Genomic DNA, 26119 nt, shown 5'->3' with positions numbered 1-26119 from the left:
GCCCTGTGAGAGACTAGGAGGTTCGGAGTTTCCATGAATGGCCTCGCCCTCGCACTTCTGATCCTCTTCGGTGTCCTGCTCATCGGGACGATCCTGCTGCAGCCCGGCACCAAGGGCGGCCTCGGCGCCTCCTTCGGCGGCGGCGGCGCGAACTCCGCCTTCGGCGCCCAGGGCGCCACGCCCTTCCTCTCCAAGGCCACGTACTGGCTGGCCGCCGGCTTCCTGGGAACCACGCTGCTCATCGAAGTGATGATCATCCGCGGGAGCCGCTCCGTGCTGGAGAAGATCTCCGACAAGCCCGCGGCCACGGCGCCCGCGCCCGCTCCCGCCGTTCCCCTTCCCGCGCCCGCGCCCTCGCACGCGACCGAGAAGAAGTAGGTCCTCCCCGCGCGAAACCGGGCATTGACCGCGTCCGCGCTTTGGGTGAAGATGGTTGTTCCACGTGCCCGCGTGGTGAAATTGGTAGACACGCCATCTTGAGGGGGTGGTGGCCACAAGCCGTAGCAGTTCGAGTCTGCTCGCGGGCACCAAACGAAACGAGCGCCATCCGGCGCTCGTTTTTTGGTTTCAGGCTGGAGGCGGACGCCTACCGGAACACTTCGGTCAGCTTGATGCCGCCGCCGCCCTCGGTGCCGCCGGCCAGGAGCACGTCGCCCGACAGCAGGCGCGTCGCCGTGTGGCGGTAGCGGGTGGTCAGGTTCGAGGTCAGCAGGGTGCTCTTGGACAGGAGCGGATCGAACACTTCGAGCGTGGCCGACGCGAGGGAGCCCTCGCCCTGGGTCCGCCCGTGGGCCAGGAGGATCCGCCCATCCGTAAGAAGGGTGGCCGTGTGGTGGCTCCGGGGCCGGAGCATGCTCCCCGCGGCGGCGAAGGTTCCCGTGGCTGGATCGTAGATCTCCAGGGAGGAGGACACATCCGTGTCCGGCAGGTCCGGCGTGGTCCCTCCGGCGATCAGGACGCGGCCATCCGGCAGTGGCGTCGCCGTGTGCCCGTACCTGGCCTGGGCCATGCTCCCTGTGGGCGTGAACGTGCCCGTGGCGGGGTCGTAGAGCTCGGCGGAGGCCCAGGTCAACTCCGGGCATCCGTACAAGCAGGTGCTGTTCCGCCCGCCGGCGATGAGCACCTTCCCGTCCGGCAGGCGAGTCGCCGTGTGGCCGGTCCGGGGTGAAGCCATGGACCCCGACGGGGTGAACGCACCCGAGGCGGGGTTGAAGATTTCCGAGGTGGACGTGGCGTAGACATCCGAACCCGTGGCGGGCAGCCCGCCTGCCAGCAGGACGCGCCCATCCGTCAGCTCCGCCGCCGCGTGGAGCATCCGGGTGGCCGTCAGGGTCCCCACCGCACGCGGGCCGGTTCCGGCCTCGTAGACCTGGGCGGTGGACAGGACGCTCGTGCCGTAGACACCTCCCGTCAGCAGCACGCCACCCCCCGGGAGAACCGAGGCCTGGTGGGCCCAGCGCCTGGTCCCGAGGTCGCCGGCCGGGATGAAGGCCCCTGAGGAGGGCAGGTACCGCTCGAGCTGGCTGGACTCCATCCCGCCCGCCAGCAGCACGCTGCCGTCCGGCAGCAGGGTGGCGCTGTGGTCCGAGCGGGTGAACTGGGCGGGGGCGGCCGGGACGAGGCTGGCCAGGTATGCGGAGACCGTCACGGGCGCCTCGGCGACGGCCCCGGGGACCTGGCTGCTCGTGGCCCGGAGGTGGTAGGTCCCGGCCGTGAGTGGCGCCTGGTACCGACCACTGGCGTCCACCGTGCCACCCTGGGGCTCCACCACCGAGAAGGCTGCCGGAACCGCATGACCCTGGGCGTCCTCCGCCCACACCTGCAGGGCGCCACCCACCTTGATGTCGCTGGTGGCGGGTAGGAGCTTCAGCGCGACGGGAGCCGGGGTTGCGACGGCGCCGGAGCCCCCGCCGCCGCAGGCCCAGATGGTGGCCAGCCCTGCCCCCACTCCGAGGAACACCAGCGTCGAACGGAATGCCTCAGCCATAATTTTCATCATTCATCCATGAAAAAAGAATGATTCTAATGCGGGTCGAACGTTCCGAATACCCCCAATTTCGCTGCCAGGAACTCGCCGTCTCGCCTGCGAACCGTCCGGGCGGCCGGGCCCCTGAATGGTAGGGTCTGGGTATGTCCTGGCCTCCCGCCCCCGCCCTTCTCGCCCCCCTGGCTCCCTGGTTCGAAACCTCCCGACGGGACCTGCCCTGGCGGGCCGCGGACCTCGACGCGCCCCATCCGGATCCCTATGCGGTTTTGGTTTCCGAGCTGATGCTCCAGCAGACCCAGGTGGCCACGGTGGTCCCCTACTTCAAACGCTGGATGGATCGCTTTCCCACGCCGCAGGACCTCGCGGAAGCTGATGAGGACACCGTCCACAAGGCCTGGGAAGGCCTCGGCTACTACCGCCGCGCACGGTTCCTGAAGGCCGCCGCTGGGAGCATCGCCGCCGAGGGCTGGCCCCGCGATCTGGTGGGACTCACTGGCCTCCCTGGCCTGGGGCCCTACACCGCCGCCGCCGTGGGATCCATCGCCTTCCAGTGGCCCGCGCCCGCCCTGGATGGCAATGCCTTCCGGGTCCTGGCCCGGCTGCTGCTGATCGAGGGCGATCCCAAGGCGCGGGCCGGGGACCTGCGCACGTGGCTCGCCCCTGCCCTCGTGGCCCATGGTCCCTCGCGCCTGACCCAGGCCCTCATGGAGCTGGGAGCCACGGTCTGCGCGCCCGTCGCTGGCTGCGGATCCTGCCCCCTGGCGGAGATCTGCGGTGCCCGACTGGCCAGCCGAACGGCGGAGATCCCGCCCGTGGCGAAGCGGGCAGTACCGAAAGCCTCGGCCCTCTGGCTGGTGGCCATGGAAGCCGAGGGCCACATGCTGCTCCATGCCCCCGCCGCCAGTGGCCTGCTGGCTGGTCTATGGCGCTGGCCAACACTCGATGCGGAGGCGATCCCAGCAGGCAGCGTGGCCTCCGAGGCACCGGCCCTCGTCGCATGGCCCGGCTGGACCCAGGTCTACACCCATCGCCGTGAGGCCGTGAGTCCCCTGTACCTGCGCCTCGAGGCACGCTTCGAGGCCGCAAAGAGCCTGCGCTGGGTCCCCGTGGGCGACCTCACCCGCCTTCCCTTCGGAAAGCGGGATCAGCGCCTGCGGGACCTGCTGGCCACCCCCGGCCAGGCGCCCCTGGAGGCGCCGGACTCCGCCCTGCTGATCCAGAACCTGTCCAAGGCCTAGGAGGAAACCCCATGCCGATCCTGCGCCCCTACGGCTCCACCGGCATGGCTGTGAGCCTCCTGGGCTTCGGGGCCGGCCACATCGGCGATCCGGCTTTCGGCGAAAAGGACTGCGGCGCCTTCCTCCATGGCCTGCTGGACGCGGGCGTCACCCTGCTGGACACCGCCCGGGGCTACGGGCTTTCGGAAGAGCGCATCGGGCGGCACCTGGCCGGGCGGCGCGGCGAATTCATCCTCTCCACCAAGGTGGGGTACGGCGTCGAAGGGCTGGAGGACTGGACCCATGCCTGCGTGGCCGCGGGCGTGGACCGGGCCCTGAAGGTCCTCCGCACGGACCACCTCGACATCGTTCACCTGCACTCCTGCCCCCGGGAGATCCTCGCCCAGGGCGGCGTCATCGAGGCCCTCGAGCAGGCCAAGGCCGCCGGGAAGATCCGGGCCATGGCCTATTCGGGCGAGAACGAGGCCATGGCCTTCGCCCTGGCTTCCGGGCGCTTCGATGGGGTGCAGTGCTCGCTCAACCTCTGCGACCAGAGGGTCCTGGGCGACACCCTTTCCGTCACCCGGGCTCAGGGTCTGGGACTCATCGCGAAGCGTCCCCTGGCCAATGCCCCCTGGCGCTGGGCCGAACGTCCGGCGGGAGAATATTGCGAAGTCTACTGGGCGCGCCTGAAGGCCATGGGCCTTGATCCCGGGGACCTGGACTGGCCAGAGCTGGCCCTGCGCTTTGCCGCCTTCCACGTAGGCATGTCCAGCTGCATCGTCGGCACCACCAAGCTTGAGCACCTGAAAGCCAACTTCCGCCTTCTCGAGAAGGGGCCCCTTCCGGCGGACCTGGTGGCCGCCATCCAGGCTGCCTTCGCCGCCTGCGACGACGGATGGGACGGCCAGATCTGAAGTCCCGGCCTCCGATCCAGGTCAGGAGGCTTGGACCCGGTGCAGCCCCTGCGGCGTGATCCGCAAGTCCAGAGGGGGCAGGCCCATGTCTCTCAGGGCGGCTTCGGCGGTTTCCCGCATGCCATCCTTCACCACCAGCAGGCAGCAGCCGCCCCCGCCGGCGCCGCAGGGCTTCATGCCAGCGTACCAGCCCTCTCGATGGCCACGGTCGCGCACGGCGCGCATGGTGTCCGTCTCCACCGCCGGGGAGAGCCGCACCCGGGCCTGCCCCTCGCGCTCCAGCAGGGCGGCCACCGCGGCGGGGTCCCCAGCCAGGGCCGCGGCCATGTCCCAGGCGATCTCCCGGATCTCAGCCAGGGCCTGGCGGGTCTGGCGGTCACCCTCGACGAAGCGCTTGTAGGCTTCCCAGTTGGTGAGGCCCGAGTGGTGGGGCCTGCCGGTGTAGAACACCACCAGGTCCGCCAGCAGGCCGGGATGGGGCTCCAGGCGCTCCCAGCGGGGCTCCGGGCCGTCCCAGTGCAGGGCCAGGGCCCCGCCCAGGGCCGCCGGATAGTAGTCCTGCCAGCCCGCCGGAGCTTGAAGCTCCCGACTTTCCAGGTCCCTTAGAATCGGCACCTTGCGGGCCAGACTTTCACCGGCTTCCTCGCCAATGGCGGTGCCCAGCAGGCCCACGCCAAGGCAGGAGGACACCCCCAGGCCCGAACCCTGCGGCACGGGGCTGTGGATGGACAGGGCCGTCGGCGGCACACCCGAGGCGTCCAGCACTCGCCACACCCAGGACAACCCTTCCGGCGGTTCCGTCGGCCAGGCGCCGAAGGCAAGATCGATCGCCAAGTCCCGGCTGGTGATCCGGTGGCCGGCTCCGCCCCGCCTCACCTCCAGCTCGACCCACAGATCCACGGCGGCGTTCACGGTGACACAGCCGCCCATCATGGCGTAGATGGGCCAGAGATCCAGGGTTCCGCCCGCGAAATCAATGCGGACGGGGACCCGCCAGCTTTCGACGCTCATGCGCTCAGAGTCCCAGGTCGCTCAGTTCCTGCTGGGCCGTGCGGGCCTCGGCGCTGCCGGAGAACCCATCCACCAGCTCGCGGAAGGCCTTCACGGCCGCCGGCTTGAGGCCCTGCTTGAGCAGGCACTGGGCTCGCTTGAGCTTGGCGGGCAGGAACTGGGAGGAGGCCGCATGATCCTTGATGATCCGCTCGAATGCCTGCTGGGCCTTGTCGTAGGCCCTCAGGTTGTAGTGGGAGAGGCCGAGGAAGAACAGGGCGTCGGGACGCTTCGCGCTCTGCGAGTGGTTCTTCAGGAAGAGGTTGAAGCCTTCGGCGGCCAGCGGATAGTTGCCGCGGTTGTAGTCCAGCACCGCAGCGTTGAAAGCGCGCTCCTCGTCGGACACTTGCGCGGGTTGGCCCTCGGCGGCTGCGGGCCGCGCCGCCGCCCCTCGGGGCATGCTGTTCAGGCGGTTGTTCAGCACCCGCGTGGTGTCCTGCACCTGGCGCAGGCTCTCCTGCAGATCGGCCTGGAAGCGGCGGTCCTGGCCACGGGCCTCCTGGGCGGCCTTCTGCTCGGCCTCGGCGCGTTTGTTGCCGTCCTCGACCTGCTGGCGCAGCTTGAAGACCTCGAGCTTGAGGTCGCCGACTTCCTGCTCCACGCGGCGGAGCTGGTCTTCGGAACTGCAGCCAACGGCGAGGATCGCGGCCAGGACGGGGAACAGCATCGCGCGGGCGCTCATGGGGACTCCGGGACTTTCTTCATCCTAAACGAAAAGCGGGGGCCGAGGCCCCCGCTTCGCGTCCTTCGGAACGACTACTTCAGCTTGAACTCGCCGCGGCGGTTCTGGCTCCAGCAGGCCTCCTTGGCCTCGGTGCAGAGGGGCTTCTCCTTGCCATAGCTGATGGTGGTGAAGCGGGCCTCGTCCACGCCCAGGGTCTTCAGGTAGGCCAGGGCGGCGGCGGCGCGGCGGTTGCCGAGGGCCAGGTTGTACTCGTTGGTGCCGCGCTCGTCGCAGTGGCCTTCGATCTCGACCTTGGCGGCGGGGTAGGCCTTCATGAAGTCGGCGATGCCCTGGAGCAGCGCGCGATCGTTCTCCTTGATGTCCGACTTGTCGAAGTCGAAGTGGATGGTCTTGAGGGCGGCCTCGGCGGCGCGCTTGAAGGCGGCAGCCTTCTCAGCCTCGGCGGCCTTGCGGGCGGCTTCCTCGGCGGCGGCCTTCTCGGCGGCGGCCTTGCGGGCGGCTTCCTCGGCGGCGGCCTTCTCGGCGGCGGCCTTGTCAGCGGCATCCTTGTCGGCCTTGGCCTTGTCCCAACCCTCGTACCAGCCCGTCACCTTGTGCTGGTTCTCCTTGGCGTCCTTCGCGTTCACGTAGGGGTTGGTGTCGCGGGCCTTGCCATCCTTGAACGCCTGGTAACCCTCGTTGAACGCCGCCTGGGTCTCGGCCTTGATCTCTTCCGCGGTCTTGGGGGGCTTGCAGGCGAGGCTGCCGAGCGTGAGCACGATGGCAGCGGGGACGAGGTAGGTTCCGTATCTCATAGGGTTGTTCCTCCTGGATGAGCCTGAGTATAGATGGACAGTACTCAGGTAAATGCGATTTATTTTTTAACGCGCCCTAGTCCATTTGGGACTCTGGCAACCCGCAAGTTCAGTCATCCGCACCACCTGGCGGCCGGACAGATCTGTGGTGAAGATCTGCATGGAGCCGAAGCGATTGCTGGTGAACACAAGCCGGCGCTCGTCGGGGGACCAGGCCGGCGATTCGGAAGTGCTCACGCCGGTGGTGATCTGATAGGCCTTTCCTTCCCCCAACTTATAGATAAAAAGATCGAACTTGCCCTCGAATCGCGAGACATACGCGATCATGGCGCCGTTGGGGCTCCAGGCCGGGCTGGCGTTGTACAACCCTTCACTGGTCAGGCGGCGGAGGTTGGAGCCATCGTCCTGCATGAGAAACACCTGCGGGCCGCCCTCGCGATCAGAGGTGAACGCGATCTGTGTGCCGTTGGGGTTCCAGCTTGGTTCAGTATTGATGCCATTACCGTCGGTCAGACGCCGTGCGCGTCCCGTGTCCAGGTCCAGCACCATGATGTCGCTGTTGCCGCGCCGATCGCCCTGCACGAAGGCCAAGCGGCGGCCATCCGGAGACCAGGCCGGGGAGGAGACCATGACCCCGGAACCGGTCGCCGGATAGAGCTTCTCGTGGGCGCCATCCCTGCGGCGCTGACCCCAGATTTCGGGCGCCCCGCCCTTGTAGGTCACATAGGCCAGCCGGCCATCGGACGCCACCGTGGGCGACAGGGTGAGGCTGCCGTGGCGCGTGAGCTGCACCAGGTTCGCGCCGTCACGATCGATCTGGAACAGTTCCTTCACTCCAGGTGCTGTCTGGCGGACGAACACCACCCGGCTGGAGGCCACACCGCGCTCGCCCGTCAACCGGGCCACAAGGTCGTCGGCCAGCGCGTGGGCCATTCGCCGCAGGGGAACCATGCGATCCGCCTTGTAGGGCTTGGTGAACACGGCTTTCTCCGCGGCGGTGTCGATCGCGGAGGCTTCAAGCTGCAGGTCCCCCGCAGCCCCCCTCGTGAGACGGACATTCAGCAGCCACTGGGCGCCCGCCTCCTTCCAGGCTTTCACGGGGGCGCCATCGGCGGGCAGCCGCTCCTGCAGCACCGCGAACACGCCGGTCTCGTCGAGATCCCGCTTGAGCACGGCCGTGAATTCCGTGGCGACCTGGCTGTCCTCGATGCCGGAAACCTTCGGCGAAGCCATCCCCAGCACCAGTTTCGCGCTGCTGGATGCGCTCAACACCACTTCGGTCTGCTGGGCCTGGAGCGCCAGCGCGGTCAGCGCGGCCAAGGCGCACAGGAAGGTCCGAATGAAGAATCGAGGCATGGCAGCTCCGGGCCTGGGGAGAGTCCAGCCTATCAGATCAGTCCGCGACATCCGGAGACGGGACCCCATTGAGGCGGCCGATGAGTTCGACGTTGGCCGGCGGAATGGGAAGATGCGCCATCTCCTCCAGGGTGAACCACCCCCAGGCCAGCTCGGTCCGGGGGGCACCCGCCCCATGGACCACGAACGGATGGAGACGCACGGGCCCCTCCAGCGTCGGCAGCGCGGTGGCTGCTTCGGGCTTCATGCCGACCTCTTCCAGGAGCTCCCGGCGAAGCGCGTCGAGGGGAGTCTCCCGGGCCTCCACCTTCCCGCCCGGGAATTCCCACAGCCCCGGCATCACCGGATTCGAGGGCGCCCGGCGCTGGAGGAACCAGCGCCCTCGGGACTGGATCAGGGCCAGCGCCACATCGGTCATTCAAGACCTTCTTCGCTGGCGAACCGGGCGAGCCGATCCGCATACCGGCGGCGGAGCGTTTCCACCCACACGAGCTTCAGCCGGCCGTAGGCGGGCCGAAGGTCCGTCTGCACCCAGGCCTGCAGCTCCGCCACCGAGGCGCAGGTGTCCAGACTGTGGCGAAGCGCCTCGCGAAGGCCTTCATCCACCTGCTGCATGGCCGCGACTGGCGCATAGCTGATGCGGTGGATCGGGGAGACGCCCAGCTCGACGATCCGGGCCCGGTGAAGGGCAGTCCCGTAGCCTTTGTGCTGCCCGAAGCCGTAGCCAGGATGAAGCTCCTCCATGGCGATCATGAGCGCGTCCCGGTGGGCCTTGGCCAGGATGCTCGCGGCCCCGATGGCGCAGCTGATGGCATCCCCGTCCACCACCAGCCGCTCCAGCAGGCCCGTCCCGGGGGCACGGTTGCCGTCCACGAACAGGATGCGGGGACGGATGGAGAGATCCTTCGCCGCCTGCCGCATGGCCATCATGGTGGCCTCGAGGATGTTCTCCCGATCGATCGCCATCGGGTCCATCTCGGCGATGCCGTAGGCGGGGAGGATGGACTTCAGCTCTGCCGCCATGACCTCGCGCTTCTCGGGGTTCAGCTGCTTGCTGTCCCGGACGCCCCTCAGCACATGGGCCCAGCGTCGCACCGTGTCCGCGTCCAGCACCGCACAGGCGGCCACCACCGGCCCGGCCCAGGCCCCCCGGCCCGCCTCGTCCACGCCGCCCCACGGCACCCCCGGCGGAACATTGCCCAGGTCCCAATCCAGGGGATTCATCGGGCCCCGCCCCGCGCCTGCAGATCAAAAGATTCCATCGCCATGCGACCAAGGTACCCCCGAAGGGAATGGATCCCAAGTCCACCGGACGCGCTCCTTTTTTCGAATACACTCGAGCCATCCCCCCTCACGGATGGACCCAGGTCCCAGCCAGACGAAGGAAGACCCATGCGACTGCTGATCCCTCTGCTGCTCCCTTGCCTGGTGGCCGCCACCGCCCTCCTGGGCCAGGAGACCGCCCTGGCCCCGGCCGTGAAGGCCCGCGTCACGGAAGCCAGCTTCGAGGTGGTGGTCGCCCGCCCCGACCCCGCCAAGGACCCCGTGTCCTATGAGAAGGAACTCCCCTGGGACCTGGTCCCCTTCAACCTCCGGAACGATCCCTACATCTCCATCGGAACCGCCTTCGCCGTCTCGAAGAACGAGCTGGTGACGGCTCACCACGTGTTCCGGTCCATCCACGCCTCCAGGGGCTACACCACCTGCTACATCCGCGACGCCAAGCAGAACGTCTGGGAAGTGGACCGCATCCTGGCCCTGGATGAGCAGCGGGACGTGATCCGGTTCTCGGTCAAGGGGCGCACCTTCGACCGGTGGCTGGACCTGCGCCCCGGTTTCCGCGAGAACGAGCCGGTCTTCACCGTGGGGAACGCCTACGGAGAAGGCCTCGTGATCCGGCCCGGCGAGGTGATCGGCACCCTTCCCGAACCCATGAGCGGCGCCTGGAACCTGCTGAAGAGCAGCGCCGGCGTGAATCCAGGCAACTCGGGCGGTCCGCTGGTGGATCCCCAGGGCCGAGTGGTGGGCGTGGTCCTCGGGAAGAAGGACAACATCTGCTATTCCCTGCCCACCGCCGAGCTGAAGGCCATGAAACCCGACAGGGCCGCCTTCTTCAACAAGGTGACCTTCAGCTTCTCCCTCTTCCCCGAGAAATCGAAGGCGCTGGACCGAGTGTTCGATCTCCCCCTGCCGCGCCCGTACTCCGAGCTCAGGCAGGAAATCGCCGCCCGGGAGAAGACCTTCTACATCCAGTCCATGGATGCCCTGTTCGCGAGTCTCCGGGGGGAGCTGTTCCCCGAGGGCGAGGCCAGCGAGGCGGCCATCGGGGACATTCCCACCAGCGGCAAGCCCGAAGTGATCTTCCGCGACACGACCACCAAGACCTGGGCGATCTCGGGCCTGGAATACAAGAAGAACGATCTCCCGAAGAACGGCCGCCTCCTCTATGCCCAGGCCGACAATGTCTACCTCTTCATGCTCCGTCATCCGGACGACGTGGCCGTTGGCGATCTCCTGGCCAAGCCCAGGGTCGCCATGGACCTGCTGCTGAAAGGAGCCCGAGTCACCCGCACCGTGGGCGGGCAGGACATCCGGGTCACCTCCTTCGGAGACCCCTACCAGGTGCAGCCCCATGTAGACCGCCTCGGGCGCCCCTGGCAGCAGGCCATCTGGTTCACACCCTACGATGATGGCTCCGTCCTGACCTACACCACCCTGGTCCCCGGCGGCGTGGTCATGGCCGTCAAGTTCGTGGACTCGTCCAGCCTCATGCCCTGGCTCTACGACCTTCCCAAGTTTCTCGACTACACCTACATCCCCTACGCCGGCGAGCTGCGGGACTGGGTGGAGTACCTGAAGCACCGGGACCGCCTGCCCTCGGCCCTGAAGGACATGGCCTTCGACTTCAAGGAGGGCAAGCACCTCCGCCTGCAGGCGCTCTGGACAAGGCTCGAGCTGGATTCCAGCCAGGTCGAGCTCTCCCCGAAGGCCTTTCTCATCCTGAACATGGGCTTCTCCCGGAAGGGCGGGGATGTGGTCTGGGACCTGCGCCGCGTGAGCATTTCCGAAGACGAGGAAGACAACTACTTCGTCCTGCTGAAGCATCTCCACCCCACGCCGAACATGCCGAATGGCGATCAAAAGAGCTGGAAGGAGATCGCCAAGCAGCGTCACCCCTACACCCGGCGGACCTTCGAAGAGGAGGGTGCCAGCCGCATCGCCGCGGTGCACCAGGCCTTCCTGAAGCCGGGCACGACGAACGCGGACAGTCCCGATCTGTTCACCCTCTACCTGGCCCGGGTGGGCAAGGTGGACGACAAGGAGATGCAGACCCGTCTCCAGGCCCTGCTTCGCGTCATCACCCCCGCGACCGGCGCCTCCGAGGCCCAGGTGGTTCAGGCGCACGCGCCAGCCGCGCACAACGCCGCCAAGTGACCTGCCCGGCGCCGGTCCGCGAGGGCCGGCGCCCGTTCAGCACTTCAGGGATTCCCAGGCGATCAGCCAGGTCAACCCGGATCAGGCCCGAGCTTGGCGCTGCAGGGCAGCGCCAAGTGACAAGGCCTGACCGGGTTGAAGCCAGCTAGCACTTCAGGGATTCCCAGGCGATCAGCCAGGTATCCATCACGCCGCGGAAATGGCTCCTCACGGGTCCCGGCTGATAGATGGCCCGGATGGGCACGTGGACCCACCGCAGCTTCCAGTCGGCCGCCTTCATCGCGATCTCCATCTCGATGGCGAATCCGCGCGACTTCAGCTCCAGCCGATCCAGCACCTTCTTGCGGATCATGCGGAAGCCGCTCTGACTGTCCTCCCAGGTGACGCCGGCGATGCGGCCCAGAGTCCAGGTGCCCAGGGCGTTGGTGCGCCAGCGCTTGGCAGGGATCTTCGCCCGGTCCAGGAGACGCGAACCGATCAGGAAGTCTGCGTCCGGGTGTGAGGCGAGGTGATCCAGGAAGCGCTGAAGGTCGACCGGATCATGCTGGCCGTCCGCGTCCAGGAACAGGTAGAAGTCGAAGGCGTCGGGGCGCAGGCGGGCGATCCCCGCCCGCAGGGCCTGCCCCTTCCCCCCGCCCTGCCCCGGCTCCAGGCGCAGAACCTCGGCGCCATGGGCGGCGGCCACGGACCCGGTGCGGTCCGAGGAACCGTCATCCACCACCAGCACGCGCTGGAGGCCGAATGGCTTCAGGCCCTCCAGCACCGCTCCGATGTGATCCGCCTCGTCGTGGGCGGCGAGGATCGCGGCGATCCTCACCGGCGCCCGCCCCGCTTCACCGGCGCGGAGGGGAGGGCCTGGCCGTAGGACGCCGAGAACGCGATCCGCTGCGTGGTGCCGGCCCGGGAATCCACCGCCAGCCGGTGGGAGCGATCGGGGCTCTCGACCACGGGCACGTCAACCGCCAACACCCGGCCCCGGTCCGCCGCCAGGACCGCAACCGTTCCACCGGGTCCGGGGTCTGCGAGGTACCTCTGAGCCTCGGCGGCGGTCGTGGTGCGCCAGCCGTCCACCGCCAGGATCTCCATGCCGAAGCTGAGGCCTGCCCTGGCGGCGGGGCTGCCGGGAATCACGTTCTGGATGGTGGGTCCATTGGGGGTCAGCACCAGGCCCGTCCAGGATCGGGCCCGTCGCTGGGCCGCAGGGTCCTTGGCCTCTTCGGGGCCGAGGGATTCCCAGGGCGCCCGGACTTCCATCAACAGGCCGAAGGCGCGCTGGAGGGGCGCAGGGTCCAGCTCCGCACGGCCTGAGATGTAGGCGTCCCAGAAGGGCTCCGGGTCATTTCCGGAGAGCTCCCGGAAGGCTTGGCGCACATCCGTATCCGTAAGGCCGGCCTCGCCGTGGCGCGTCCAGAGCAGGGCGAAGAGATCCGCCAGTCCGGCCTTTCCGCGGCTGCCCTCCCGGAGGGTGGCATCCATGAGCCAGGCCACCATCTCGCCCTTGTCGTAGTAGCTGACCGAGCTGTTGGGGCTGAACTCATGCTGCTTGTAGAAGCGGATCCAGGCATCCCAGCTGGACTCCTCCAGACTCTGCTCCAGCCGCCCGGGACGCTGCACCTGCTCGCTCCAGCACTTGGCCAGCTCCTTCGCGGTGTGGCTCCAGGGCACCACGCCGGCCCGCAGGACGATCACGTGCTCCATGTACGACGTGAGCCCCTCGTGGAACCAGAGCATCTTCGTGGGGTTCTCCCGGCTGTAGTCGAAGGGCCCCAGGGCCGGATCGTGAAGCCGCTTCACGTTCCAGGCGTGGAAGAACTCGTGGGCTACGAGCTGATAGAGGGCGAAATAGCCCTCGGGCTTGTCGAAGGCATGGCTGTCGGCGATGAGGCTGGTGCAGTCCCTGTGCTCGAGGCCGCCGCGCAGCTTGGGCGTGAAGGTGACGAAGAAGACGTACCGCTTGAAGGGAAAGCCGCCGAAGATGGCGCCCGCGGCCTCCACGATCTTCCGCGTGGCCTCGGCCATGCGTCCTTCATCGCCGTTGTGCGGCCCGGTGAACACAAGCTCGAAGGTCGTGCCGCCCGTCTTGAAGGTTCGGATCCGGAAGGCGCCCAGCTCGAACGGCGAATCCACGAGTGTGTCGAAATCCTTCGCCAGGCAGGCGCCTTGCTTCCGCGGCAGGGCGGAAGCCACCTTCCAGTCGCCGGGAAAGCCCTCGAAACGGACCTCCACGGGCCGGTCGAGCTGATCCTCCAGGTAGAGGAAGGTGGCGGCGGGGATGATCTGCGCGTGGGCGGCGTCCACATGGTTCGTCCGCACCGTAAGGTCATTGCCATACACACGGTAGCGGAGGACGAGGTCCCGCTTGGACGCCGGCACCCGCCAGCGCTGCTTGTCGAGCTTCTCCAGGGGTCGTTCCCGGCGGCCCTCCAGAACCCGCACGCGGTCCACGAACCGCGCGTAGTCCCGCACCAGATACGAACCGGGCGTCCAGGCGGGCAGCGCGGCCACCGCGCCTGAACTCAGGGCTTCGGCGGGGACCGCCAGCTCGACTTCGAAGAGATGCTGGGGCAGGTCCAGCGGACGGAGGGTGGCCCTGATGGGGGCGAGCTTGGCCATGGTGCCCTTCCCTCGAATGTCAGCCCTGGACGCCGTGGAGCCAGCGCTGGGCCACCCACCGCACCTCATCCCCAGTGATCTGGTATTGGGGATCGCGCAGCTTCTCCTCGATGAGGGCGCCCACCAGGGAGGTGAACAGCAGCACTTCCTTGCGCGCCTGTTCCAGGCTCGTGCCGAACACATGGTTCATGAAGAGGCCCAGCGGGGCCAGCCCCTTCTCCACCAGGGGCATGAGGTCCCGGAATCCCGAATCCGGCGACGGCACGGCGATGGACCGCAGGATGAAGCCGGTGAACTCCTGACTCTCGAGGAGCAGATCGAGATAGGCCTGGGCGAGCTTCACGCTGGCCTCGTCAATGGCCTTGGCCCCCCGGATGGGCGACGCCAGGAACGGCTCGACCAGCCGCTGGATGCGCACGGCCATGGCCGAGAGGGACACGAGGCAGAGCTGCCGGAAGAGACCCTCCTTGCTGCCGAAGTGGTAGTAGAGGGTGGGCTTGGAGACGCCGGCTTCCTCGGCCACCTCCTTCACCTGCACGCCATCGTAGCCCTTGGCGGCAAAGTGGGAGAGCGCCGAGAGCAGCAGGCGGGCCTTCAAGTCGCCGCCCTCGCTGAGCCGTGCCAGCGCGTGGTGGAAGCTCACGCCGGCCTGGGCCCCGAGAGCGTCGGGCCCGAAGACCGGCACCATCTCTTTGAGACCGTGGTCGGGAACTGTGGACATAGGCTGCCTCGGAGGTAGTCCAGTCTGCCACGGTTGAGCCTACTTCTGGTTAAGAGACCTTAGGGCCTGTTTTCAAAGTGGGGCGTGGCCGCGCAAGGGGCGCCGCCCAAGCGAGGCAAGGAAAGCGACGAAGGCGATGGTGGACCCATCGACGAGGAGCTTGACGCAGCATCGCTCCGGGCGCCGCCCCTTGCCAGTTCCGCCCTCTGCCCGGCTTTCCGCCGGGCAGGAGCAGGCCCCGGGCGGGGCCTGCGATAGGGAGAGGGGGACGCTGCCCAGCCGCACCCCTGGCTGCGTTGCCGGCCTCGAACGATGTCCCGCATCGCCCTTCGGCCGCCGCCTTGCCATGAGCGCGGCTAGGCAGCGTCGCGGCGGCGTCCCACTTTGAAAACAGGCACTAATGGACAGCAGACCTCCAGGGCTGGATCCGGATCGCCTCCGCCTCCCGGTCCAGCCACCAGTCCAGCCGCTGCTGGGCGGCCTCCCGGCCGAACCGCTCCTCCGCCAGGCTCCGATAGGCCTGGGCGTGGCCGGCCTCGCACCGTTCCAGCTCCAGCAGGAAGGCCAGCCAGGGAGCGGACCCGAGGGTCGGATGCGTCGCGGCGGCGCGCTCCAGCAGCCAGAGCCGCTCGCAGCTGCGGGCCTCGATGAGGGCCGCGATGAGCAGCTGATCCAGCAGGCCCTTGGAGGCCGACCGGTGGAGCGCCTGGGCATAGGGGTTCCCCCGGTCCGGACGCAGGGTCCAGCCGAAGCCCTGGAGGCCCTCGAGCACCCGGCGGTGGTGATCCAGCTCCTCCTCCGCCAGCCGCTCCAGTAGCCCGGCGGCCCGGGCCATGTCGCCCAGGTGGCGGGCCAGGTTGAGGGCCGTGAGAGCGGCCTTCTTCTCGCAGTGGGCGTGGTCGGACAACAGGGCTTCCGGGTCCGCCAGGGCGGCCTCGGCCCATTCGGAGGGAGTCTCGGCCCGGAGGGCCAGGGGGGGCGTGAAGGCGTTCATGGCCTTGCTCCAGTGAGGCCGTTCAAGCCAAGGGCGCAGGCGATCACCGCGCCACCGGCCGCGAGCCTCGGCCAGTCCACGGCTTCACGGAACACCAGGCCCGAGGCCAGGATGGCCAGGGGGATCTTCATGTTGTTGAAGATGGCAAGGGTACCGATGTCCGTCCGCCGGGCCCCGGCATTGAAGAGGAAGAAACCCAGGCCCGACGCCACGGCGCCGAGATAGACCAGCACCGCCCATTGGCGCAGGCCCATGGCGGAGATGCGGACCCAGGGGATGGAGGGCGCGGCCATGGCCACGGCCACCACGGAGGCCCCCAGGTAGAGCAGGCCCATGAGGTCGCGATCCCGCTTGCCCGAGGCAGGCGCCAGGCGCCGGTAGAGCACCTGGCCAAGGGCGAAGCAGAGGTTCGCGGCCTGCATGAGCAGGAAGCCCAGGAGGATCCCGCGGCGCCCCAGTCCCGACCACACGCAGATGCCCGTCCCCAGCACCGCCAGGGCGGCCGTGAGGAGGAACATCCACGACATGCGGCCGTCCAGCAGGTCGCTCACCAGGGTCACGAAGAGGGGCGTGAAGATGGTGAAGAGCGCCACTTCGGAGGAGCGCAGCCAATGGAAGGAGGCGATGTAGAGCAGGTACATCAGGCCGAATTGGAGGGCGCCGATGCCCGCGAAGGCCAGGACCTGCCTCCGTGTGAGGCCCCTGGAATCCAGGAAGGGGAGGAACACCAGTGCCGCCAGGAGGGTCCGCATGGCCGTCACGAAGGGTGCCCCCAGCTCGCTCACCTGGGCCGTGAGGCCGAAGGACAGGGCCCAGAGGATCGAGACGGTCATCAGCAGGGACATGAGGCTCCGGGGCGGATTCGGTTCAGTCGAGGCTACGACCCAGTGTCAGGAAGATGTCCCGCCAGGGCTCAGGCAGGGCTTCGGCATCCCGGGCGATGGTGGCCTCGTCGCCGCGCGCGAACGGGCCTGTGCGTCCCGCGGCCCCGAGGGCGGCCACGTTGCGCAGCGTGGCCTCTGCCAGCGGGACCAGGCCCCGGCCCGGCAGTGCCACGCCCCGGGCGCGCAGCAGGGCCTCCGCCCCCAGCCACAGCGAGGCGGCGTGGCCCGAGGTGAGCACTGCCGCCGCGTGGTACAGAGGCTTCAGCTCAGCGGGCAGGTCGAAGGCCGCGAAGCCCAGGTCCCCGAAAGCCCTCCGCAGGCCGTCCGGCACCGCGCCCGTGATGGCCAGAGGCGTGCCCTTCCAGTCCCGGGCCTGCCCGTCGAAGCTGGTGAGCGGATGAGCACAGGGGACATCCGGCAGATGCAGGCTGCCCGCCAGGTGTACGCAGCGACCGGGGAAGGACCGGGCCAACTCAGCCACCGCCCGGTCCGGCACCGCCAGGAGCACCAAGCCTTCCGGCCGAGCGCCGTGATCCAGCAGGCCCGCCCGCGGCCCCCAGGCCGCCGCCAGCGCGCGGCCGGCGCGGCCCCGGCCCAGGATGGTGAACTCGGGAGTCATGGGGATAGTGTGGCGCAAATCAGGGTCCGGTCCTCGGTCTTCAGTCTTCAGTCTCTCTAGACTGTTCCCATGCCCCGTTCCTCCTCCGCCCCCTGGGCCCTGCCGCCCGAGCTGCCCTGGCCGCGGTTCCTGCGGATGCTCCGGCATCCGGAGCCGCCCCGGGGATGGCTGGAGGCGGCGGCGGACCTTCCGGACCTGAAGAAGCGCCCCCTGCTCCTCCGGTGGATCGCCCAGCACCCCAAGGCCACCGCCCACCTGCGCGCCTCGCTCATGATGCGCCTGCCCTGGCGGGCCCTGGCGGCAGTGGCGGTGGACCCGGCGGCCCACCCCCAGGCGCGCCAGCAGGCCATCGAAAAGCTCCAGCAGCAGTGGACGGCCATGACCACCGGCGAGCGCCGCAGCCTCGCCCTGCACGCCCCGCGGCCCCTGTGGGCCCTGGTGTGGCGGGCTCCCGACGCGGGCGTGCTGGCCGCTTTCCTCCAGAATCCCAAGCTGGGCCTGGAGGCCCTGGTGGCCCTCATCCAGCCGCCTCTGCGCCCTGCACAGGCCGAAGCTCTGGCCACCTCGCGCTGGCGCGAGGTGAGCCCCGTGGCGGACCAGGTGCTGCGCGCCCTGGACCGCAGCCTGGCCCTGCCGGAATCCGGCCTGGCCCTCGGGCATGCCGCCCCCTGGATCAGGGCCCTGGACGAGGAAGCCCGCATTCTGGCCGCCAGCCGGATCCTGACGCCCGCCCTGCGCCGGATGGTGCATCCGCGGCGGGAACCGGAGGGCTGAAGGCGCGAGAGAAGCCTCCGGGACGGCCGATTACTCGAAGACCTTCTCCTCGGGAGCCTCGGCGTTCACCGCATCGGCCTCCAGGTCGCGGCCGGGCAGGGGCGCTTTGAGGAACTCGTGATAGAACTCGTGCTGGATGACGAGGTCCATGATCTCGTTGGTGCCCGTCCAGATGAGGATGAGGCGGATGTCGCGCAGGAGGCGCTCCAGCGGGTAGACATTGGTGTAGCCGATGCCGCCCAGCACCTGCATGGCGTGGTTCACCACAGTCCAGGCCGTGTCCGTGGCGAACTTCTTGGACTCGGACACCATGCGCCGCACGCGCCCCGGGGCGACGCCGCCGTGGTCGATGGCGCGCCCCGTCTCCCGGCAGAGGGCGCGGGCCGCCTCGAGCTGCGTGAGGGACTCGGCGATCTTGAAGGAGACGCCCTCGAAGCGCCGGATCTCCTGCCCGAAGGCCTTGCGCTTCGCCGCGTAGCGCGCGGCGATCTCCAGCCCGGCCCGGGCCATGCCCAGGGCCCCGCCCGCGCTGGTCATGCGCTCGGGGATCATCATCTGGTCGAAGACCTCGGCCCCCTGCCCGATCCCGGCTTCGCCGCCCAGCACCTGGGCCAGGGGCACGCGGCAGTTTCGGAACCGGAGCCGCCCGGTGCCGCCGCCCCGGGTGCCCATCAGGCCGTACACATGCTCCACCGTCAGGCCCTCGCCCCGCTCCACGAGGAAGGCCGTGATGGACCGCCGGGGATCGCCATCGTCCGAGGTGCGGGCGTAGACCAGGAAGACATCCGCCCCCTCGGCGCCCACCACGAACCGCTTCTGGCCGTCGAGGATGAAGGCATCCCCGTCACGGACGGCACGAGTGGCGGCCCCGAAGAAGTCCGATCCGCCCCGGGGCTCCGTAAGCGCCTCCGCGGGCGCGAGTGTCCCCGCGATCATGGGCGCCAGGTAGCGGCGCTTCTGCGCCTCGGTCCCGAAGTGGACGAGGGCCTCGCCCACGATGGACACCAGCGAGTAGAGGCAGCCGAGCGAGGTGCCCAGGACGCCGACCTCCTCCAGCGCCGCCAGCTCGGTGGTCCAGGGCAGCGCGCGCCCTCCGTAGGCCTCCGGAAAGCGGAGGCCCAGCAGGCCCCGCCGGCCGGCCTCCGCCAGGTAGTCCTTGGGGTACCGCACCCGCTCCGCGTCCATGTCCAGCAGGAGGTCCCGGGGCACGGCCTTCACGAAGGTCCGGACTTCCTCCCGCAGGCTTCGGGTCCGCTCGTCCAGCAGCTCGTCCGGGCAGGTGGTCATGGGGCCTCCTTTGGAGTGCCTAACAAAACCCCGACGGGGCCGCGAGAAAACCAGGTGGGATGCACCGCAAGAAAGGGCCCGCAGGGCGATGCGGGACATCGTTCAAGGGCCGTGACGCCGCGAGGCGCCCACCTGGCTTTCTCCCTCCGGGCGAGGGCCGGCGGGGAGGCTCCACCTCCGCGAGGAACGAGCGGGAGGGCCCTGCGGGGCAGGGCCCACCAGGTGGAGGGCGATGCCGCTACGCCCTCCGTCTGACGGCACGCCTTGCGTGCCTCCCACTCGCCTACGGCTCGTGGAGCCGGAGCCTCCCTCGTGTTCCTCGCCTCGCTCGCCCGGCGACCCTCGCGCGGCCCCATGGGGGGTTTGTTAGGCACTCTCAGCACCGCTTCAGCACTTCGGCCACGCAGCGCTCGATGCCGACCCACACATCGCTCAGCCGTGCGTCGTCGAACATGTAGGCCGGTGTGGTGACGAGCTTGCAGGTTTCGTCGATCACGATCTGCCGGGAATCCGGCGTGTCCTTGTGCCGCTGGCCCAGCTTGGTGACGGCCGCGGCGCAGCCCGCGTCGTTGCCCAGCGTGAGGTCGGCGGAGGCCTTCCCGGAAAGCGCCAGGGCCACCAGGGCCGGGGCGATGCAGATGGCGCCCACGGGCTTCTTCGCGTCGAAGAAGGCCCGCACGAACGCTGCCACGTCCGGCCGCACGTCGGCCTCGGCGCCCTTGAAGGCGAAGCTGCAGTGGTTCTTGGCCACACCGTAGCCGCCGGGCATCACCAGGGCGTCGTAGTCACCGGGCTTGGCCTGGGCGAGATCCAGGCACTGGCCCACACGGGCGATGCGGCTGGACTCCTCCAGGATGTTGCGGGTGGCGCCGGGCACGGGCTGGCCCGTGACGTGGTTGATGACGTGGTGCTGGTCGGCGTTGGGGGCGATGCACTGGAAGGCGGCCCCGTGCTGGTCCAGGGCCAGCAGCGTCAGCACCGCCTCGCGCACCTCCGCGCCGTCCAGGTGGCCGCATCCGGCCAACAGCACTGCGACCTTGGGGGTCTTCGCCATGGGAGCCTCCTGATTTGTGGGTCGATTATCCCTCTAAAGACAAACCGCCAACCGCAGAGAACGCGGAGCGCGCAGAGAAAAACATTCCTTCCTCAGCGTTCTCCGCGGTGAGCCAGCGGTTCGATTAACCTAGCCCCATGCACCTTTCGTCGCGCCTCCCGCACGGTTTCGAGCCCAACGCCCTGTCTGCGGCGCTGGCTCGCATGCGGCGGGAAAGCCGGGATGTCCTGGATCTCACGGTGTCGAACCCCACCCGCTGCGGGTTCGCCTATCCCGAGACGGACATCCGCGCGGCGCTGTCCACGCCCGCGGTGCTGGCTTACGATCCCGATCCGTTGGGTTCCCGGGTCGCCCGGGAGGCCGTGGCCGCCCACCACGGGCATGGGCTGCGGGCGGAGGACCTGCTGCTCACAGCCTCCACCAGCGAGGGCTATGGCCTGCTCTTCAAGTTGCTGGGCGACCCCGGCGACGAGATCCTGGTGCCCAGCCCCAGCTACCCGCTCTTCGAGTGGCTGGCGCGCCTGGAGGGCCTGCACGCCCGTCCCGTGCCCTCCTACTTCCATGACCGCTGGCACCTCGACCTGGGCGCCCTGGAAGACGCGGTGGGTCCCCGCACCCGGGCCATCGTGGTCGTGAACCCCAACAACCCCACGGGACACTTCCTGTCCAAGGGCGAGTGGGACGCCCTCACGGCCCTCTGTGCCCGCCGGGGTCTGGCCCTGCTGGTGGACGAGGTCTTCGCGGACTACGCCCTGGAGGCTCCGGCGGACCGGCTCCCCACGGCCCTGGACGATGCCGCACCGCCCTGCCCGGTCTTCCTGCTGTCGGGGCTCAGCAAGGTGGCCGCCCTGCCCCAGCTCAAGCTGGGCTGGATCGCCGTGCGCGGCGTCGGCGCCGAGGCGCACCTGGAGGCTCTTGCCTTCCTGGCGGACCAGTATCTTTCCGTTTCCGCGCCGGTCCAGGCCGCGGCACAGGCCCTTCTGGCCCTGGCGCCCGCGATCCGTTCCCAGGTGCGCGCCCGGCTCTCCGCCAACCTGGCAACCCTGGACGCCGCGCTCGCCCGACACCCCCGCCTCACCCGGCTTCCCGTGGAAGGCGGCTGGTCGGTCCTGCTGCGTCGCCCCGCCGTGGACGCGGATGAGGCCTGCGCCCTGCGCCTGCTCGAGCAGACGGGGGTGCTCACGCATCCGGGTTCCTTCTTCGACCTGCCGGGGGACGGCCACCTGGTGCTCAGCCTGCTCACGCCGGAAACGGGCTTTCGGGAAGGCCTCGACTGCATCCTTCCGATCCTCTGACATAATTCGGCGATCCCCATGAGCCCCCTCACCTCCTGCCCCAGCTGCGGTGCCCCCCTGAGCTTCCGGCCCGGAACCATGGTGGCCGTCTGCTCCTACTGCAAGGCCCTGGCGGCCCGGCGCGACCGGGATCCCGAGCTCATCGGCAAGGTGGCCGACCTGGTGGACACGGGCTCGCCTCTGGGCCTGGGTGCCACGGGGCGGCATGCCGGGCGCTCGTTCACCCTGGCGGGCCGAGTGCAGCTGAAGCACCCCCTCGGCGGCGTGTGGGACGAGTGGTACCTGGCCCTCGACGACGGCCGCTGGGGATGGCTGGCGGAGGCCCAGGGCCACTTCTACCTCACCTTCACCCAGGCCCCCCACGGGGCCCTGCCCGCACCAGCAGACCTGCAACCGGGCGGCCTGGCGGATCTGGGACCGGACGGTCTCTGGACCGTGGACGAGGTGAGCGAGGCCGCCTTCCACAGCGCCGAAGGCGAGATCCCCTGGGCCGTGGAGCCGGGCGCCACCTACCGCTACGCCGACCTCTCGGGCCGCAACGGCGCCTTCGCCACCCTGGACTACGGCGAGGAGCCGCCCCTCTTCTTCCTGGGCCGCGAGGTGTCGCTGGCGGAGCTGGGAATCCAGGGCGGCACGCGGAAGCCTCCAAAGGTCGGCACCCAGGCCCTCAACTGCCCCAAGTGCGGCGGAGCCCTGGCGCTGCGCGCTCCGGACCAGACCCAGCGGGTGGGCTGTCCCAGCTGCGGCAGCCTGCTCTCGGCTGAAAACGGAAAGCTCGCCTTCCTCAAGAGCCTGCAGCAGCCCCGCCAGGATGTGGTCATTCCGCTGGGTGCGGAGGGCAATCTGCGTGGCCAGCCGGTCACCTGCATCGGCCAGCTGCGCCGGAGCTGCGCCATTGAGGGCACGACCTATCCCTGGAACGAGTACCTGCTGCTGGATGACCGCCACGGCTTCCAGTGGCTGGTGCAGAGCGAGGGCCACTGGAGCCTGGCCGTGGCGGTGGCGCCCGGCGAGATTCCCCAGGCCCGCGACGGCCAGAAGAACCTCTTCGCCCAGGGCCGTACCTGGCGGCGCTTCCAGGATGTCGAAGCGATCGTCGAAGGCGTGTGGGGTGAGTTCTACTGGCAGGTGGAGCAGGGCGAACGGGTCGAGGTGGCCGAGTTCGTGGCCCCGCCCCAGAGCCTCACCCGCGAACGCCAGCCCCACAAGGGCGGGGGCGGCGAGGTGAACTGGAGCCTCTCCACCTATCTGGCGCCGGCGGAGGTCTGGTCCGCCTTCAAGCTGCAGGGCGCCCCGCCGGAACCCATCGGCATCGCGTCCTTCCAGCCCAACCCCCACAAGGCCGCCCTCGCGAAGTCCGCCCTCTGGCTGGTCGGCGCCCTGGGCCTGCTGCTGCTGCTCGTGATGGCGGAGTCCATCACGCACCGCAACGAGGAGCTGTTCCATCGGCAGCTGGACCTGTACGACCTGGCCCGGATCCAGACCGGGGCCCCCGGCGCCGCCGGCCCGGGCATCCCCGTGCGCAGGCCGCAGACCCCGCCACCGACCCCGGCGGTTCCCATGGCCCCAACGACACCCGCGACCCCGGCGGAACCCCAGGAGCCGGTGTTCTTCTCCGACCCCATCGAAATCAAGGACGGCCGCCAGAACCTCGCGGTCACCCTCAACGCTCCCGTGAACAACAGCTGGGTGGGCGTGGAGGGAGCCCTGGTGAGCGAGACCACGGGCGTGGCGGAGCTCTTCCTGGTGGAATCGAGCTGGTACCACGGCGTGGATGGCGGCGAGTCCTGGTCCGAGGGGGGCCGCGCCGACACGGTGTTCCTCAGCGCCGTGCCGCCGGGAAGCTACGTGCTGCGTCTCGCGCCCCAATGGGACGGGAAGGTGCCGCCGGTCCGGCTGATCGACGTGAAGTTGCGCCAGGGGGTCATGCGCTGGCTCTACCCGGGCCTGGCCCTGCTGGCCATCCTGCTCGTGCCTCTGCTCATGGTGTTCCGCCTGGTCGCCTTCGAGAGCCGGCGCTGGCAGGAGAGCATGTACGCGCCGAACGCGGGCGCCTCCGGGAGCGACGACTGATGAGGATCCTCTACCTGCTCTTCCTCGGCGGCGGCTTCAGCCTCATGGTGGCCAACGGCTTCTTCGGCCGGGAGTTCTTCGGGAACCGCCGCCGCGCAGACCTGCCGCCCAGCGTGCGCCAGACGCCCGGCGCCTACCGCACCTTCCTGCACAACAACGGATTCCACGGGGGTAAGTGATGATCACGGACCAACTGCTCCACCAGCTCCTCGTCGCCGCCATCTTCTCCATCCTGGGCCTCGTCATCCTCGGCGTGGTCTGGCTCCTCCTCGTGAAGGTCCTGCCCTTCTCCCTCCGCAAGGAGATGGAGGACGACCAGAACGTGGCCCTGGGCATCGTCCTAGGCAGTCTCATCCTGGGCATCAGCCTCATCATCGCCGCCGCGATCCATGGGTGATTTGACACAGATGAACACGGATAAACACGGATTGGAGGCCGTGTGCGAAGCCATCATCGGGGCCGCATTTCGGGTCAGCAATACGCTGGGCTCGGGCTTCCTCGAGAAGGTCTACGAAAACGCCCTCGCTCATGAGCTGAGGGCCAGCGGCTTCCAGGTCGCCCAGCAGCCTCCGATCAAAGTGATGTACCAGGGTGTCGCAGTTGGTGACTATGTCGCAGACCTTCTCGTGGCCGGGTGCGTCCTCGTCGAGCTGAAGTGTGTCAAACACCTCGAAGACATACATGTGGCTCAATGCATCAACTACCTCCGCGCCACGGGGCTGCGCAGGGCCTTGATTCTCAACTTCCACCATCCCAAAGTCGGCGTGAAGCGCATCTCTCTATGACCCATCCGTGTTCATCTGTGTCCATCCGTGGCTAATTCTTCTCCTGAGATCCCCCAGACCGCACCGACGCTCAAGGCGCCGCTGCTGTTCATCAGCGTGCTGCTCATCGCCAGCTGCGGGCTGATCTACGAGCTGGTGGCCGGCACCCTGTCGAGCTACCTGCTGGGCGACTCGGTGATGCAGTTCTCCACGGTCATCGGGGTGTACCTCAGCGCCATGGGGCTGGGATCGTATCTCTCGAAGTTCATCCAGCGGGGCCTCGCGCGGCGCTTCGTGGACCTGGAGCTGGGCGTGGCCCTGGTGGGCGGCTTCTCTGCGCCCATCCTCTTCCAGGCTTTCGCCCACACCCACGCCTTCCGGGTGGTGCTCTACGGCGTGGTGATGGTCGTGGGCACGCTGGTGGGCCTGGAGATCCCCATCCTCATGCGCATCCTGAAGAACCAGGTGCGCTTCAAGGATCTCATCGCGGGCGTGCTCACCCTCGACTACATGGGCGCGCTGTTTGCCTCGATCCTCTTCCCCCTGCTCTTCATGCCCAAGCTTGGCCTGGTGCGCACCAGCCTGTTCTTCGGCCTGCTGAACGCCACCGTGGGCCTCTGGTGCACCTACCTGCTGGCCACGCAGCTGGGGCCCACGCGGCTGATCCGCCTGCGCTGCCTGGCGGTCATGGCCCTGCTGGCGGTGGGCCTGGCGTTCACCGGGAAGTTCACGCTGGTGCTGGAGGAGGAGGTCTTCGCCGACGAGATCGTCTACGCCAAGGACAGCCCCTACCAGCGCATCGTGCTCACCCGGGGCCGGGGCAGCTTCCAGCTCTTCCTGAACGGCAACCTGCAGTTCTCCTCAGCGGACGAGTACCGCTACCACGAGGCCCTGGTGCATCCGGCCTTCGGCGTGAAGCCCGATGCGAAGCGGGTGCTCATCTGCGGCGGCGGCGACGGCCTGGCTGTGCGCGAGGTGCTGAAGCACCCTTCCGTCCAGGAGATCGTGCTGGTGGACCTGGACCCCGCCATGACCGACATGGCCCGGTTCCAACCCATGGTGCGCCAGCTCAACGGGGCTTCCCTGGAGGACCCCCGCGTGAAGGTGATCAACGCCGACGCCATGGTCTGGCTCCAGGAGAATCCAGGCCCACCCTTCGACCTGGCCCTGGTGGACTTCCCCGACCCCAACACCTACGCCCTGGGGAAGCTCTACACCTCCCGCTTCTACCGCCTGCTCCAGCGCCGCCTCACCGATGACGCCATGATCGCCGTGCAGAGCACCTCGCCCCTCATGGCGCGGGAATCTTTCTGGTGCATCGCCGCCACCATGGAGGCCGCGGGCCTGAAGGTGCATCCCTACCACCTGGCTGTGCCCTCCTTCGGCGTCTGGGGCTTCGCCCTGGCCTCCAAGCGCGATTTCGCCATCCCCACGCACGTGCTGCCGGGCCTGCGCCACCTCTCCGACGAGACCACGGCCGCCATGTTCGCCTTCCCCAGGGACATGGACCGTGTGCCCACCGAAGTGAACCGCCTCGACAACCAGGTGCTCGTCCACCTCTACGCCCGGGAGTGGCGGCGGTGGTCGTGAGGGCCATCCA

26 protein-coding genes and 1 tRNA gene are annotated in these 26119 nt (G+C 68.9%); 12 read left to right on the top strand and 15 right to left on the bottom strand.

Annotated elements, in window-relative coordinates:
- Nucleotides 1-33: 33 nt before the first annotated feature.
- Together secG and ML539_RS03485 are read left to right on the top strand one after the other, a co-directional pair.
- Nucleotides 34-378 (top strand): preprotein translocase subunit SecG, encoded by a 345-nt coding sequence (gene secG / locus ML539_RS03490; protein WP_243320678.1) that lies wholly within the window; start codon nt 34-36, stop codon nt 376-378.
- A gap of 66 nt (nt 379-444) precedes the next feature.
- Nucleotides 445-530 (top strand) — tRNA-Leu (locus ML539_RS03485).
- A 56-nt stretch (nt 531-586) separates the two neighbouring features.
- On the opposite strand, the gene ML539_RS03480 is transcribed toward ML539_RS03485, so the two are convergent.
- Nucleotides 587-1987: a kelch repeat-containing protein gene (locus tag ML539_RS03480; protein ID WP_243320677.1), complete on the bottom strand. Its 1401-nt coding sequence runs from the start codon at nt 1985-1987 to the stop codon at nt 587-589.
- Nucleotides 1988-2130: 143 nt separating this feature from the next.
- On the opposite strand from ML539_RS03480, the gene ML539_RS03475 reads away from it, so the two are divergent.
- Together ML539_RS03475 and ML539_RS03470 are read left to right on the top strand one after the other, a co-directional pair.
- Nucleotides 2131-3225, top strand: coding sequence for a hypothetical protein (locus tag ML539_RS03475; RefSeq protein ID WP_243320675.1), 1095 nt, complete (start codon nt 2131-2133; stop codon nt 3223-3225).
- 11 nt (nt 3226-3236) lie between these two features.
- A complete protein-coding gene (locus tag ML539_RS03470; RefSeq protein WP_243320673.1) occupies nt 3237-4121 on the top strand; it encodes an aldo/keto reductase in 885 nt (294 codons plus the stop codon).
- Nucleotides 4122-4142: 21 nt separating this feature from the next.
- On the opposite strand, the gene ML539_RS03465 is transcribed toward ML539_RS03470, so the two are convergent.
- The 6 genes from ML539_RS03465 to ML539_RS03440 form a co-directional block, all read right to left on the bottom strand.
- Complete coding sequence (locus tag ML539_RS03465) at nt 4143-5132, bottom strand: hypothetical protein (protein ID WP_243320672.1); 990 nt, start codon at nt 5130-5132, stop codon at nt 4143-4145.
- Between the two features lie 4 nt (nt 5133-5136).
- Nucleotides 5137-5853, bottom strand: a complete 717-nt coding sequence (locus tag ML539_RS03460; protein ID WP_243320670.1) for a tetratricopeptide repeat protein — start codon at nt 5851-5853, stop codon at nt 5137-5139.
- 74 nt (nt 5854-5927) lie between these two features.
- Complete coding sequence (pal, locus tag ML539_RS03455) at nt 5928-6650, bottom strand: peptidoglycan-associated lipoprotein Pal (RefSeq protein WP_243320668.1); 723 nt, start codon at nt 6648-6650, stop codon at nt 5928-5930.
- A gap of 66 nt (nt 6651-6716) precedes the next feature.
- Nucleotides 6717-8006 (bottom strand): hypothetical protein, encoded by a 1290-nt coding sequence (locus ML539_RS03450; RefSeq protein WP_243320667.1) that lies wholly within the window; start codon nt 8004-8006, stop codon nt 6717-6719.
- Nucleotides 8007-8043: 37 nt separating this feature from the next.
- A complete protein-coding gene (locus tag ML539_RS03445) occupies nt 8044-8424 on the bottom strand; it encodes an NUDIX domain-containing protein (protein ID WP_243320665.1) in 381 nt (126 codons plus the stop codon).
- Nucleotides 8421-9230, bottom strand: a complete 810-nt coding sequence (locus ML539_RS03440) for a ribonuclease HII (RefSeq protein ID WP_243320662.1) — start codon at nt 9228-9230, stop codon at nt 8421-8423. Before ML539_RS03440 ends, ML539_RS03445 begins: the two co-directional genes overlap by 4 nt.
- Before the next feature lie 168 nt (nt 9231-9398).
- Here ML539_RS03440 and ML539_RS03435 point away from each other — a divergent pair, with 168 nt between their 5' ends.
- A complete protein-coding gene (locus tag ML539_RS03435; RefSeq protein ID WP_243320660.1) occupies nt 9399-11441 on the top strand; it encodes a serine protease in 2043 nt (680 codons plus the stop codon).
- A gap of 145 nt (nt 11442-11586) precedes the next feature.
- Here ML539_RS03435 and ML539_RS03430 read toward each other — a convergent pair whose 3' ends face one another.
- From ML539_RS03430 to ML539_RS03405, 6 genes are all read right to left on the bottom strand, one after another.
- Nucleotides 11587-12258 carry a glycosyltransferase family 2 protein gene (locus ML539_RS03430; RefSeq protein ID WP_243320658.1) on the bottom strand — a complete coding sequence of 224 codons (672 nt, stop codon included), beginning with the start codon at nt 12256-12258 and terminating at the stop codon, nt 11587-11589.
- Nucleotides 12255-14054, bottom strand: a complete 1800-nt coding sequence (locus ML539_RS03425; RefSeq protein WP_243320656.1) for a PDZ domain-containing protein — start codon at nt 14052-14054, stop codon at nt 12255-12257. Before ML539_RS03425 ends, ML539_RS03430 begins: the two co-directional genes overlap by 4 nt.
- A 19-nt stretch (nt 14055-14073) precedes the next feature.
- Nucleotides 14074-14775 (bottom strand): TetR/AcrR family transcriptional regulator, encoded by a 702-nt coding sequence (locus tag ML539_RS03420; RefSeq protein WP_243320654.1) that lies wholly within the window; start codon nt 14773-14775, stop codon nt 14074-14076.
- 397 nt (nt 14776-15172) lie between these two features.
- Entirely contained in the window at nt 15173-15769 is a 597-nt protein-coding gene (gene miaE / locus ML539_RS03415; protein ID WP_243320652.1) for a tRNA isopentenyl-2-thiomethyl-A-37 hydroxylase MiaE, read from the bottom strand.
- A complete protein-coding gene (locus ML539_RS03410) occupies nt 15766-16614 on the bottom strand; it encodes an EamA family transporter (RefSeq protein ID WP_243320651.1) in 849 nt (282 codons plus the stop codon). Before ML539_RS03410 ends, miaE begins: the two co-directional genes overlap by 4 nt.
- A 22-nt stretch (nt 16615-16636) precedes the next feature.
- Nucleotides 16637-17272 carry a DUF2520 domain-containing protein gene (locus tag ML539_RS03405; RefSeq protein ID WP_243320649.1) on the bottom strand — a complete coding sequence of 212 codons (636 nt, stop codon included), beginning with the start codon at nt 17270-17272 and terminating at the stop codon, nt 16637-16639.
- Nucleotides 17273-17341: 69 nt separating this feature from the next.
- Between ML539_RS03405 and ML539_RS03400 the strand changes: the two genes are divergently transcribed.
- Nucleotides 17342-18046, top strand: coding sequence for a hypothetical protein (locus tag ML539_RS03400; protein ID WP_243320648.1), 705 nt, complete (start codon nt 17342-17344; stop codon nt 18044-18046).
- 30 nt (nt 18047-18076) lie between these two features.
- Here the strand turns inward: ML539_RS03400 and ML539_RS03395 are convergent, their stop codons facing one another.
- Complete coding sequence (locus ML539_RS03395) at nt 18077-19333, bottom strand: acyl-CoA dehydrogenase family protein (RefSeq protein WP_243320645.1); 1257 nt, start codon at nt 19331-19333, stop codon at nt 18077-18079.
- A 376-nt stretch (nt 19334-19709) separates the two neighbouring features.
- Nucleotides 19710-20387, bottom strand: a complete 678-nt coding sequence (elbB, locus tag ML539_RS03390) for an isoprenoid biosynthesis glyoxalase ElbB (RefSeq protein WP_243320643.1) — start codon at nt 20385-20387, stop codon at nt 19710-19712.
- 137 nt (nt 20388-20524) lie between these two features.
- Between elbB and ML539_RS03385 the strand changes: the two genes are divergently transcribed.
- From ML539_RS03385 to ML539_RS03360, 6 genes are read left to right on the top strand one after another with little or no spacing between them, the layout of a single operon-like run.
- Nucleotides 20525-21682, top strand: a complete 1158-nt coding sequence (locus ML539_RS03385; protein ID WP_243320641.1) for a pyridoxal phosphate-dependent aminotransferase — start codon at nt 20525-20527, stop codon at nt 21680-21682.
- Nucleotides 21683-21700: 18 nt separating this feature from the next.
- Nucleotides 21701-23755, top strand: coding sequence for a DUF4178 domain-containing protein (locus tag ML539_RS03380; RefSeq protein ID WP_243320639.1), 2055 nt, complete (start codon nt 21701-21703; stop codon nt 23753-23755).
- The gene (locus tag ML539_RS03375; RefSeq protein ID WP_243287879.1) at nt 23755-23934 is read left to right on the top strand and encodes a hypothetical protein; all 180 of its coding nucleotides are present in this window, start codon (nt 23755-23757) and stop codon (nt 23932-23934) included. The genes ML539_RS03380 and ML539_RS03375 overlap by 1 nt, the downstream gene beginning before the upstream one ends.
- Nucleotides 23934-24152: a DUF350 domain-containing protein gene (locus ML539_RS03370; RefSeq protein ID WP_243320637.1), complete on the top strand. Its 219-nt coding sequence runs from the start codon at nt 23934-23936 to the stop codon at nt 24150-24152. The genes ML539_RS03375 and ML539_RS03370 overlap by 1 nt, the downstream gene beginning before the upstream one ends.
- Complete coding sequence (locus ML539_RS03365) at nt 24145-24540, top strand: GxxExxY protein (protein WP_243320635.1); 396 nt, start codon at nt 24145-24147, stop codon at nt 24538-24540. Before ML539_RS03370 ends, ML539_RS03365 begins: the two co-directional genes overlap by 8 nt.
- A gap of 27 nt (nt 24541-24567) precedes the next feature.
- Entirely contained in the window at nt 24568-26109 is a 1542-nt protein-coding gene (locus ML539_RS03360) for a polyamine aminopropyltransferase (RefSeq protein WP_243320633.1), read from the top strand.
- The last annotated feature ends 10 nt before the right edge of the window (nt 26110-26119 follow it).

It is taken from the genome of Geothrix sp. SG200, from assembly GCF_022808935.1.
Classification (GTDB): domain Bacteria; phylum Acidobacteriota; class Holophagae; order Holophagales; family Holophagaceae; genus Geothrix; species Geothrix alkalitolerans.
Note: the sequence above shows the minus strand (reverse complement) of the source record. Positions and strands in the feature narration are given on the sequence as shown.

Excerpts from the sequence above, each read along its gene's own strand:
- ML539_RS03375 (WP_243287879.1), top strand. The coding sequence starts at position 23,755 with ATGAGGATCCTCTACCTGCTCTTCCTCGGCGGCGGCTTCAGCCTCATG.
- ML539_RS03440 (WP_243320662.1), bottom strand. The coding sequence starts at position 9,230 with ATGAATCCCCTGGATTGGGACCTGGGCAATGTTCCGCCGGGGGTGCCG.
- secG (WP_243320678.1), top strand. The coding sequence starts at position 34 with ATGAATGGCCTCGCCCTCGCACTTCTGATCCTCTTCGGTGTCCTGCTC.
- pal (WP_243320668.1), bottom strand. The coding sequence starts at position 6,650 with ATGAGATACGGAACCTACCTCGTCCCCGCTGCCATCGTGCTCACGCTC.
- ML539_RS03420 (WP_243320654.1), bottom strand. The coding sequence starts at position 14,775 with ATGTCCACAGTTCCCGACCACGGTCTCAAAGAGATGGTGCCGGTCTTC.
- ML539_RS03445 (WP_243320665.1), bottom strand. The coding sequence starts at position 8,424 with ATGACCGATGTGGCGCTGGCCCTGATCCAGTCCCGAGGGCGCTGGTTC.
- elbB (WP_243320643.1), bottom strand. The coding sequence starts at position 20,387 with ATGGCGAAGACCCCCAAGGTCGCAGTGCTGTTGGCCGGATGCGGCCAC.
- ML539_RS03410 (WP_243320651.1), bottom strand. The coding sequence starts at position 16,614 with ATGTCCCTGCTGATGACCGTCTCGATCCTCTGGGCCCTGTCCTTCGGC.
- miaE (WP_243320652.1), bottom strand. The coding sequence starts at position 15,769 with ATGAACGCCTTCACGCCCCCCCTGGCCCTCCGGGCCGAGACTCCCTCC.
- ML539_RS03465 (WP_243320672.1), bottom strand. The coding sequence starts at position 5,132 with ATGAGCGTCGAAAGCTGGCGGGTCCCCGTCCGCATTGATTTCGCGGGC.
- ML539_RS03450 (WP_243320667.1), bottom strand. The coding sequence starts at position 8,006 with ATGCCTCGATTCTTCATTCGGACCTTCCTGTGCGCCTTGGCCGCGCTG.
- ML539_RS03370 (WP_243320637.1), top strand. The coding sequence starts at position 23,934 with ATGATCACGGACCAACTGCTCCACCAGCTCCTCGTCGCCGCCATCTTC.
- ML539_RS03460 (WP_243320670.1), bottom strand. The coding sequence starts at position 5,853 with ATGAGCGCCCGCGCGATGCTGTTCCCCGTCCTGGCCGCGATCCTCGCC.
- ML539_RS03365 (WP_243320635.1), top strand. The coding sequence starts at position 24,145 with ATGGGTGATTTGACACAGATGAACACGGATAAACACGGATTGGAGGCC.
- ML539_RS03425 (WP_243320656.1), bottom strand. The coding sequence starts at position 14,054 with ATGGCCAAGCTCGCCCCCATCAGGGCCACCCTCCGTCCGCTGGACCTG.
- ML539_RS03405 (WP_243320649.1), bottom strand. The coding sequence starts at position 17,272 with ATGACTCCCGAGTTCACCATCCTGGGCCGGGGCCGCGCCGGCCGCGCG.
- ML539_RS03470 (WP_243320673.1), top strand. The coding sequence starts at position 3,237 with ATGCCGATCCTGCGCCCCTACGGCTCCACCGGCATGGCTGTGAGCCTC.
- ML539_RS03385 (WP_243320641.1), top strand. The coding sequence starts at position 20,525 with ATGCACCTTTCGTCGCGCCTCCCGCACGGTTTCGAGCCCAACGCCCTG.
- ML539_RS03395 (WP_243320645.1), bottom strand. The coding sequence starts at position 19,333 with ATGACCACCTGCCCGGACGAGCTGCTGGACGAGCGGACCCGAAGCCTG.
- ML539_RS03475 (WP_243320675.1), top strand. The coding sequence starts at position 2,131 with ATGTCCTGGCCTCCCGCCCCCGCCCTTCTCGCCCCCCTGGCTCCCTGG.
- ML539_RS03435 (WP_243320660.1), top strand. The coding sequence starts at position 9,399 with ATGCGACTGCTGATCCCTCTGCTGCTCCCTTGCCTGGTGGCCGCCACC.
- ML539_RS03480 (WP_243320677.1), bottom strand. The coding sequence starts at position 1,987 with ATGGCTGAGGCATTCCGTTCGACGCTGGTGTTCCTCGGAGTGGGGGCA.
- ML539_RS03400 (WP_243320648.1), top strand. The coding sequence starts at position 17,342 with ATGCCCCGTTCCTCCTCCGCCCCCTGGGCCCTGCCGCCCGAGCTGCCC.
- ML539_RS03380 (WP_243320639.1), top strand. The coding sequence starts at position 21,701 with ATGAGCCCCCTCACCTCCTGCCCCAGCTGCGGTGCCCCCCTGAGCTTC.